At 62.2% G+C, this 5790-nt stretch carries 3 protein-coding genes; all 3 read right to left on the bottom strand.

From position 1 onward, the window contains the following. Positions 1 to 203 precede the first annotated feature (203 nt). The 3 genes from ABL922_RS13900 to ABL922_RS13890 are packed head-to-tail and all read right to left on the bottom strand — an operon-like array spanning position 204 to position 5672. Positions 204 to 3440, bottom strand: a complete 3237-nt coding sequence (locus ABL922_RS13900) for an error-prone DNA polymerase (protein WP_349024809.1) — start codon at positions 3438 to 3440, stop codon at positions 204 to 206. Continuing rightward, positions 3437 to 4942, bottom strand: a complete 1506-nt coding sequence (locus ABL922_RS13895) for a DNA polymerase Y family protein (protein WP_349024808.1) — start codon at positions 4940 to 4942, stop codon at positions 3437 to 3439. Before ABL922_RS13895 ends, ABL922_RS13900 begins: the two co-directional genes overlap by 4 nt. After that, the gene (locus tag ABL922_RS13890; protein ID WP_349024807.1) at positions 4902 to 5672 is read right to left on the bottom strand and encodes a hypothetical protein; all 771 of its coding nucleotides are present in this window, start codon (positions 5670 to 5672) and stop codon (positions 4902 to 4904) included. Before ABL922_RS13890 ends, ABL922_RS13895 begins: the two co-directional genes overlap by 41 nt. Positions 5673 to 5790: the final 118 nt, after the last annotated feature.

Below are 5790 nucleotides of genomic sequence, written 5' to 3'. Positions count from 1 at the left end.
TGCATCGGCGGCCGCACACGCGAGGGACGGTTCGATGCCCACGCGTGGCTGGTCGCCGGTGAAACGATCGTCACCGGATGGGACAACGCCGAATTCGATTCCTACGCCGAATTCGGGGTCGGTCCGGCTGACTGATGCAGCGTCATTGCGGCGGGGCAATACGAGACGGCGGATTGCTGCTTGCATCAATTATATTTGCCGATTCAATGGAAGTCGCGTGACTTGGGGACTATCCTGATATTGCGTGGATGGCTGTGTATGCGTGACCGCTGAGGAGGATGCACCTCTTCCCCGCGTGAGATCGGCAAGGTCATGTCGTCCTGTTCCCATAATCGGTTCAGCATCCCGGTCTGGTCGATGATGTGGCTGACCATCAGGTGGACCACCCCTTCCTTGCTGCGTTGAATCTCTCCCTCGATCAGCATGAGCCGCGCTGCCATAACAGCACGGCGCTGATTTTCCATATCGCGCGCCCAGAGCAGCGCGTTGACGATACCGGTTTCATCCTCGATCGTGATGAAGACGACATTGCCCTTGCCAGGGCGCTGGCGGGTCAGAACCACGCCTGCCGTGCGAACCTTGCTACCATCGGGCGCGGCATCGGCATCGGCGCAGGTAAGCACACCCTCCCATTCAAAGGCTGCCCGCAAGAATTGCATCGGATGGCCTTTCAGTGACAAGCGGGTGGTCTGGTAATCGGCCACCACCTCTTCCGAGAGCAGCATCGCTGGCAACGCCGCGCCCGCCTCCACCCCAAGCTCCGGCGCGGCGGCAAAGGTAAACAAGGGAAGTTGGTCAGGCAGGGCGCGTCGTACCTCCCACAGCGCGGCGCGGCGGTTGTCGGCCAGCAGCCCCAAGGCATCCGCATCTGCCAGCTTGCGCAGCGCTGCCTGGGGAAGACTAGCGCGCCAGGCCAGATCCTCTACAGACCGGAAAGGGCCGCCGCTTCGGGCAGCAGCTATCGCGTCGGCCCATCCCCGGCGAAAACCATCGACTCGCGAAAGGCCGAGACGCAGGGCCAATGCGCCTTCTTCACCGCATTCCAGCGTGCTGTCCCATGCGCTGGCATTCACATCGGCGGCACGAACATCCACCCCATGTTCCCGTACATCGCGGACCAGCTGAGCTGGAGCATAGAACCCCATGGGCTGGCTGTTGAGCAGCGCACAAGTGAACACGGCCGGGTGACGGCATTTTAGCCATGACGAGACATAGGCCAGCCAGGCAAAAGCCTGAGCATGGCTTTCGGGAAAGCCATATTCGCCAAAGCCCTTGATTTGTTCGAAGCAGCGTTCGGCAAAACTGCGCTCATAACCACGCGCCACCATGCCTTCGACCAACAGTTCTTCATAGGGACCAACAATTCCGCGATGCCGGAACGTCGCCATACCGCGCCGCAGACCATCAGCCTGCGCGGGCGTGAACTCGGCCGCGACAATGGCCAGCTTCATCACCTGCTCCTGGAACAGTGGCACCCCCAGCGTCTTGCCTAGCACCTCGCGCAGTTCACCAGGGTCATGGGGCAGCGCAGGACTGGGAAAAATGTCCGCTTCTTCTCCGTTTCGCCGTCGCAAATAGGGGTGGACCATACCACCCTGAATCGGACCCGGGCGGACAATCGCAACCTGAATGACAAGGTCATAGAGACAGGCTGGCTTCATGCGCGGCAACATGGCAATCTGTGCGCGGCTTTCGACCTGGAAGGTGCCGATGCTGTCACCGCGCTGTAGCATCCGATAGACCCCCTGATCTTCCGGCGGAACGGTGTGCAGGTCATGATCGCCCAGGCCATGCGCGCGCAGCAGATCAAAGCTCTTGCGGATACAGGTTAGCATGCCCAACGCCAGCACGTCCACCTTCATCAGCCCCAGCGCATCGATATCGTCCTTGTCCCATTCGATGAAGGTGCGGTCGGGCATGGCGGCATTGTGAATTGGCACCAGTTCGTCGAGCCGCCCTTCGGTCAGCACAAAACCGCCTACATGCTGCGACAGGTGGCGGGGAAAGGTGAGCAGTTGATCAACGAGAACCTTCAGCCGCGCAATTTCGGGATTGGCTATGTCAAAACCGGCTTCGATCATCCGGGCTTCGGGAACATCGTCGCCCCAACTTCCCCAAATGGTAGAGGATAAGCGCGCCGTCGCATCCTCGGTCAGGCCCAGCGCCTTGCCCACTTCGCGCAGGGTGCTGCGCGGGCGATAGTGGATCACCGTCGCGGCAATCCCCGCCCGGTCGCGCCCGTACCGTCGGTAGACATATTGCATGATCTCTTCGCGGCGCTCGTGTTCGAAATCTACGTCGATATCGGGCGGTTCGTCGCGCTCCTCCGACAGGAAGCGCGAGAAAAGCAGCTTTTCCCGCACCGGATCGATCGGGGTAATGCCCAGAAAATAGCAGACCAGCGAATTGGCGGCGCTGCCCCGCCCTTGGCACAGGATCGACGGGGTAAGGCTGCGGGCATACCGCACGATGTCGTGCACGGTCAGAAAATAGCAGGCGTAGTTGTATGTGCGGATCAGGCCAAATTCTTCGTCGAGGACAGCTTGGTAAGCTTCCGGCAGACCGTCCGGGAATAGAAGCCCGCCACCTTTCAGAACCAGATGCTCCAGCCAGTTTTGCGCCTCCCAGCCTTCAGGTACGGGCTCGTGGGGGTATTCGTACTGCAGCTGCTCAAGCGAGAAGTCGATCCGCGTGAGCAGATCAGCAGTGGCTTCAATCGCTTGCGGACAGGCGCGGAACAAGCGCGCCATTTCGGCAGGTGCCTTCAAATGCCGCTCGGCATTGGCCAGAAGCCGCTTGCCTACGCCGTGGATCCTCACCCCTTCGCGGATACAGGTCAGCACATCGTGCAGCGCCCGGGCATTCGGATGGGCATAAAGCGTATCATTGATCGCGATGAGGGGCACGCCGAGTGCCTCGGAAAGCGTTTGCCTCTCTGCCAGCCGCCGGACATCTGCACCACCGCGATGCATGGTGGCCGCCAGCCAGACCGCCCCGGGACGGGCCTCGGACAGCCGCTCCAGCACCTCTTGATTGCTGCCCGTGACGATCAGCAGCAGATCTTCAGCATGGGCAAGTAAGTCAGCCAGAGCAAGCGTGCACTCGCCCTTCTGGGCGCGGCGGTTGCCCAGGGTTAGCAGGCGAGTCAATCGCCCCCATCCGTGACGTGTGGCGGGATAGGCGATCACATCGGGGGTGTCATCGGCAAAAACCAACCGGGCACCCACGATCAACCGCAAGCCCGATTGTACGCCGCCAATCCCTTTCCAGGCGATGTGAGCGCGCACCACGCCGGCGACGGTGTTGCGATCGGCAATGCCGATACCCGCCATACCAAGCGCATGAGCCCGGGCGACCATCTCCGCCGGGTGTGAGGCTCCTCGCAGAAAGCTGAAATTGGTAGCGGCAGCCAGTTCGGCAAAGACGGGGACGCCGGTCATGCAAACAAGCCGTGTACGTACCATCTCGGCCCGTGGCGCGGATCCGGCTTTTCGCTGTAAAGCCCATGCCGGAAAATCCAGTAACGGCGCCCGTGGGCATCCTCAATCCGATAATAGTCTCTGGTCAGACCACCTTTGCCGGGCTCTTCGCCCCCCCTGCGTCGCCACCACTCTGCGCTGATCCGCTCCGGCCCTTCGTAAAGACACACTTCGCGCAGCGTGCGCTGCCAGCGGAACCGATGAGGCGGGCCGTCGGGAACTTCAGCAATGACTTCCACCGGCTGTGGCGGATCGAACAGGAACAGTGGGCGCAGCGGCGGTTCGTCCAAGGCCGGCACGGGCCAAGATGCCGGCGCAGGAGCATGAAGCGCGGGCAAGGCGAACTGCGCCTGTTCGGGCACATGGCTGTCCTGTGGTGCAAGGCGGCGCAGGCTGTCAGCGCCCAGTCGGGTGCTGAGCCGGTCGATCAGCTCGGCTAGCGTCGCACCGCGCCCTTCCTGTCCGTCGAGTCGTGGCTGACTGGCAACCAGCGGTTCGGTCACAGGCAAGGCCAACGCAATTGTGTCATAGCCGAATCCAGGATCAAGCGGGTCGGCCAGGGTGGTGATACGCTCATCGAACAGCCGCAGGACTATGGCCGGATCGCGCGTGGGCAAGCCGGTCTTGATCTCCAGCCGTTGGCGCTGGCCATCGCTTCTGAACAAGGTCAGGACAAAGCATCTGCCGCCAAGATCGCGCTCTTCCAGCACGCAAGCAGCCTTTCGCAGCAGGTCGGCAAAGCAGGCGGCAATGCTCGGCTGATGGCCGATTGGTTCGGCAAAGCGGCGCTCGAAGCGGAGCGGGACTGGCTGCACCAGCGGAATGATCGGAGCCTGCTCCTCGCCCAGCAGGCGACGCAACGCGATCACGGCTTCCATTCCGAAGCGCACAGCGATGCTGGCCGCCGGGCGTGCGACGAGATCGCCGATCGTCTTTAGGCCTACCCGACGCAGAGCCAGCGCAGCCTCCTCCAGCCCCAACGCAGCCACCGGCAGCGAGCGAATGGCAAGACATTCATCTTCCACTGGCAAGGACGCATGGCGGGCCAAGGCCTGTGCGGCCTCCGGAGTAGCGGCAATAGCCAGCCGCAGGGTCACTCCGACTGAGGCAAAAGTATCCTCAACCAAGGCGGACAGCCCCGCCTCGCCACCGAAGAGGTGGTCGGTTCCGGTGATGTCAAGCGTGATACCATCGCCCCCAGCGATTGTGACCAGGGGAGTCCATGCGGTGCAGCGCTGCATCTGTTGATCCAGCCAGTGGCGATCCGCATCCTTATCCATGTTGGCCAAAGCCAGAGCGGGTTGACGCGCCCGCGCATCGGTCAGTGTCAGTCCGGGCACGATACCCTGACACTGTGCCAAAGCATCGACAGCGCAGAGCCGCAAAGCGCCTTTGACCTTGGCAACGAAGGCGAGCGGTGCGTCAGGTAACGATCCAGCTGTCCGGCGATCTGGACCCTGCATCCGCAATCGGTCTGCGGACAGGAACGGAAACCATAGAGCTAGATACCTCCGCTTCGCGGAATTGGTGTTGGTCACGATCCCACTCCAGTCGCCAGGCAAGACCACAAGGGCCGGATCTTTGGCGCAGCAAGGTAATGTCGAAAGTCGGCCGCCCGGGGGCATTGCCGGGCAAAGCGCGTGAAGGCGCGGCGGCTACCGCCCAGCGCGTTTGCGCCGCGCTGGGAGCCGGTTGGGTATCGCAGCGCAGCAGGAACAACGGAACGCCGGATTTTTCGGCCGCCAAGGCCAGGCGGCGGCTCGCCGTAAGATCCAGCTCAGGAATCCGTCCCCAGCCTTCCACGATCACCGCCCCCAGCGCTGGGCAGCGCAAAGCATCGACAGCAGCGCGCAGCAGCATGGTCATATCAGAAACGACGCCCACCAGAGTGTTACCCGGCGTACCTCCCAGTTCAGCCCAACCGTTCGCTTGGAACACGCCTGCGACGTGCACGGCCCGGCGGGAACGCAGCCACATCACGGGATTTCCTCCCTCGGCAATGCCCGTTGCCATTGCCACGGCCAGCCCCATGGCTGCGGCGGCATCGTCTTTCTGCGAGGGATAGATTTCGTGAACCCGCCCACCAGCCAGCCCGCCAGCCAGCGCGGCATCAAGCGAGGCGATGCCGAACGCCCGGCGCGGCGCCTTCTCTGGGGGCGAATGTCCGAGAATCACAAGAGGGGCAATTTTCATGTTCCTATTATGTTCTATAGTGCTGCAAGAGCAAGCCTTCCTTCGCGTATTCTGGCCTGCAGAAAAATCATGCTGGATGGCGCCCTGCGATCAAGGGTTGGTTTGAGTTGATGTAAGA

It is taken from the genome of Sphingorhabdus sp. (assembly GCF_040079335.1).
In the GTDB taxonomy this organism is placed as follows: domain Bacteria; phylum Pseudomonadota; class Alphaproteobacteria; order Sphingomonadales; family Sphingomonadaceae; genus Sphingorhabdus_B.
The sequence above is the reverse complement of the archived record's forward strand: the minus strand, read 5'-3'. Positions and strand labels throughout refer to the sequence as shown.